Here is a 3,565-nt window from a genome sequence, read left to right as displayed (position 1 = left end):
GTCTATGCCAAAAGAAATGATGCCCATCGTTAATAAACCGCTGATTGAGTATGGCGTAGAAGAAGCGATTCAAGCTGGCATGAATAGCATGGCAATTGTGACTGGCCGTGGAAAAAACTCTTTGATGGATCACTTCGATAAAAACTACGAATTAGAACACCAGATTAATGGTACGAACAAAGAAGAGCTGTTAGACGATATTCGAGAGCTTATTGATGGCGCTAACTTTACTTATATTCGCCAACGCGAAATGAAAGGCTTAGGCCATGCCATTCTTACCGGTAAAGAACTAGTGGGGGATAACCCATTTGCTGTGGTATTGGCAGATGATTTATGTGTCCACGCAGATCAGGGTGTTTTAGAGCAAATGGTCGGGCTGTTTAAGCAATTTCGTTGCACCATTGTTGCAGTTGAAGAAGTACCAGAAGATGAAACCCATAAATATGGTGTTATTGCGGGTGAGCATTTAAGTGATGACTTGATCCGCGTGACCGATATGGTTGAAAAGCCAGAACCGGGCAGTGCACCAAGTAACCTGGCTATTATTGGTCGTTATATCTTAACGCCAGATATTTTTGAACACATTGAAAATACGACACCAGGAAAGGGCGGGGAAATTCAGATCACAGACGCTATTTTAAAACAGGCAGAACAAGGGTGCGTGATTGCTTACAAATTTAAAGGCAAGCGTTTCGATTGTGGCAGTGTAGACGGTTATATCGAAGCAACGAACTACTGCTACCAAAATGTGTACCTGCAAGATAAGCATATCGAAGCTAAGCAAGCTCGTACCGAGAAACAAGCTAGCACCGAGAAGCAAGACTAATTTAATGTCAGACACTAACACCCACACAACGGCTTTCTTCGCTCGCTCTTATGTAGCAAAACTGGTTTTCCTGTTTTCGTTAATAGTGCTTTCTATTGGGACTATGTTGTATGCAGGGAAGTCAGCCATCGGCAATTTATATGTATTGTCTTTGAAAAGTGAAATCCAAGGCATGGAATCTTTAGTTGCGGAAAGTGTTGCTCCTTCAGTTATCGATGCAAGGCAATTAGCTGAAGGCGTTTTGGTGTGGGATGGCAGCACGCCGAGCACTCAAGCTTACGTCGCGAGCTTTTCTCGTTGGTTTGATCACTTAATTAGCCAGTCACAACTAGCAAGTGATGGTGACTCTTTACAGTTGAATGTAGTGGCGTTGCTAGACAGTGCTATTCAACGCCGCCCCACAATGGCTGATCAATACGTTTATAAAGCGATGGAACTATGGCAACAAGGTGCAAGCCAAACTGTCATTGCTCAGCAATTTGAATTGGCACAAAAATATGGGCCGTTCGAAAAGAGTGTCGCGTTGGCAAGTTTAGAGTTTTATTTAGCGTATTGGCCTAGCTTAGCAACCAATGAAAAGGTTTTGGCTAGCCGATATTTGCTCTCTCCGAAAAAATACCGTTTAAATTACCGACAAATTGGAAAAGTCATTTCGCGTTCTACCAACAAGCAAAGGGCGTGTAATTTACTGAAATTCAATAACGTTAAGATTCGTGAATGTCGCGCCTAGTATTTAAGAACAAACATTACTTGATGAGCCTCTTTAATCGCCGAACTTTGGTTTTGCTGTTGATTGTGCTGGCGGGTGGTTTGGCTTCTATGGCGAAGACGTTTGGTGTCTACGGTAATTTGGTACGGGAAACCGAGTTGTTATTAGGGGGAGACTGGGCGCTACATGCATTGTTGTCGTCTTGCCTTGGCTTAGTAGCATCATGGGCGACGCCACCTGTGTGGTTGCATCGTCCTATTTATCTGCTCTCTCCCATTACGCTCGTAATATTAACTATGGTGATGACAGACGAGATCTTGCAAGCTTTTAGCTCACTGCGAGAGTTCTCTGTTTGCGACATGGTTATCAATATTATCGGCGTGCTATTCGGAGCGTTTATCTACTCTTGTTGGAATCACTTGTTCCGTAAAAAGGCAGAGGCTTGTAGCAAATAGGTACGCTGAGAATAGCCAATCTTTGAATGAGATAAAGAGCAGTAAAAGAGGGGATGGTCGAGTGCACTCTTCCATTTTTTCAACGTTAACAATAATAAGGTTGTTCTATGAAGTTAAAAGCATTGGCAGTGAGCCTTGCTTTTGGTGCAGCAGTGGTTGCAGCACCAACAATTGCAGCGCCGGCAATGGATACAGTAAATATCCAAGAAATGGTTGCGTCTTCTTCACTGTCTGCTGAAGCACTAGCAGTTGAGCTTATTGCTCAATACCCAGAGCTTGCAGCAACTATCGTTGAAGCCGTTGTTAAAGCGCACCCTGAAGTAGCAGCTGAAATCACAACTGCAGCTATCAAGGCAGCGCCACAAGCAGCAGCAGCAGTAACGGCAGCAGCAGTAGCAGCAGCTCCAGAAGCCGCTGCAGAAGTAACAAAAGCAGCAATGGCTGAAGCGCCAGAAGCAGCAGCAGAAATTGCTGAAGTTGCTCGTGCGGCTGAAGTACCGAACAGTGAAATCACTGAAGCGGCACTTGCTGCTGGTGTCGATCCAACAGATGTAGCGGAAACGCCTGCATCTGGTGGTGTTGAAGAAGTTCCAGTTGCACCAGAAGCTCCGGCTCCTGTAGCACCTGAAACTCCAGCTCCAGAAGCGCCATCTGCTCCATCTCCAGGTACTCCGAACAACGACAATGATCGTTCTCCTGTATCTGGTAACTAATCACTTTTTATAAAGTGATATAAGCCCAAAGCTCTATATCGTTATGTTTCACAATTTTGGTATAGGGCTTTGTTTTTGAGTGATATTTACTATTGAGTAATCTGTACTTAATCATCGATGCCACTCGTTGAGCTCAGACTTTCGATTAAATTAGATTAGGGTTTTTAATGGTTCGTTTTGAAAAAGTGAGTTTCTTTTTACTCCTTGTTTTGATCGTCTGGTTGCCTATACCACTCGCCTCCAATCGTGTGTGGGCATGGTCGGTTGCTGAGATTCTCGTGGCTATTCAAACACTTTGTTTGGTTGTGAGCTATTTACCCAAAACGCGCGCCTTCCCATTTTCGCGTTTAAAGCGTTTCGCGTGGTTATTGGTACCGCTTGCGCTCTTCCAATTTTGGAATGTTATTCAAATTATTCCGTTAGAGTTATCGACTCTGGCGATGGTGTCGCCTTAMGCGGCCGACATTTACAAAGCCGTTGGTGTAAGCCATGGCGCAATTTCTCTTGATGTGCATGCATCAACAATAGCGTTAGCAAAAGGTGTTGCTTATACGTTGTTTGCGTTTAACGCTGCGGTATTAATCAATACACCAGCTCGTTTGAAATCTGTAGCTCTAGCGTTAGTGGCAAGTGGTACGTTGCAAGCTTTTTATGGCGCGATGGCTGTGTTACTTGGCTGGAAATATTCTTTGGTATTTGGCTTTAAAGAAAGCGGAATCGCCACTGGCTCATTTGTGTATAAAAACCATTTAGCCAACTATTTGATGATGTGTTTAGCGGTCGGGTCGGGCTTGATTGTGGCTCAACTTCATATTAGTCCGTCCGGGCATTGGCATGAACGTATTCGACGCTGGAGTGGGGG

General features: G+C 44.3%; 4 protein-coding genes and 1 pseudogene. All 5 read left to right on the top strand.

Annotated elements, in window-relative coordinates; genetic code table 11:
* Positions 1-826, top strand: an 826-nt coding sequence (gene galU / locus L4C33_RS20610) for a UTP--glucose-1-phosphate uridylyltransferase GalU (protein WP_428814265.1), incomplete at its 5' end; no start/stop codon positions are given.
* A gap of 4 nt (positions 827-830) precedes the next feature.
* Positions 831-1,556: a hypothetical protein gene (locus tag L4C33_RS20605; protein ID WP_428814264.1), complete on the top strand. Its 726-nt coding sequence runs from the start codon at positions 831-833 to the stop codon at positions 1,554-1,556.
* On the top strand, positions 1,544-1,990 hold the full coding sequence (locus tag L4C33_RS20600; protein ID WP_428814263.1) for a VanZ family protein: 447 nt from the start codon (positions 1,544-1,546) through the stop codon (positions 1,988-1,990). The genes L4C33_RS20605 and L4C33_RS20600 overlap by 13 nt, the downstream gene beginning before the upstream one ends.
* A 107-nt stretch (positions 1,991-2,097) precedes the next feature.
* Entirely contained in the window at positions 2,098-2,703 is a 606-nt protein-coding gene (locus L4C33_RS20595; protein WP_428814262.1) for a hypothetical protein, read from the top strand.
* A gap of 167 nt (positions 2,704-2,870) precedes the next feature.
* Positions 2,871-3,565: pseudogene (locus L4C33_RS20590) on the top strand (O-antigen ligase family protein); the annotation flags it as partial.

Origin of the sequence: Vibrio makurazakiensis, from assembly GCF_050337375.1 — a bacterium.
Taxonomy (GTDB): domain Bacteria; phylum Pseudomonadota; class Gammaproteobacteria; order Enterobacterales; family Vibrionaceae; genus Vibrio; species Vibrio makurazakiensis.
Note: the sequence above shows the minus strand (reverse complement) of the source record. Positions and strands in the feature narration are given on the sequence as shown.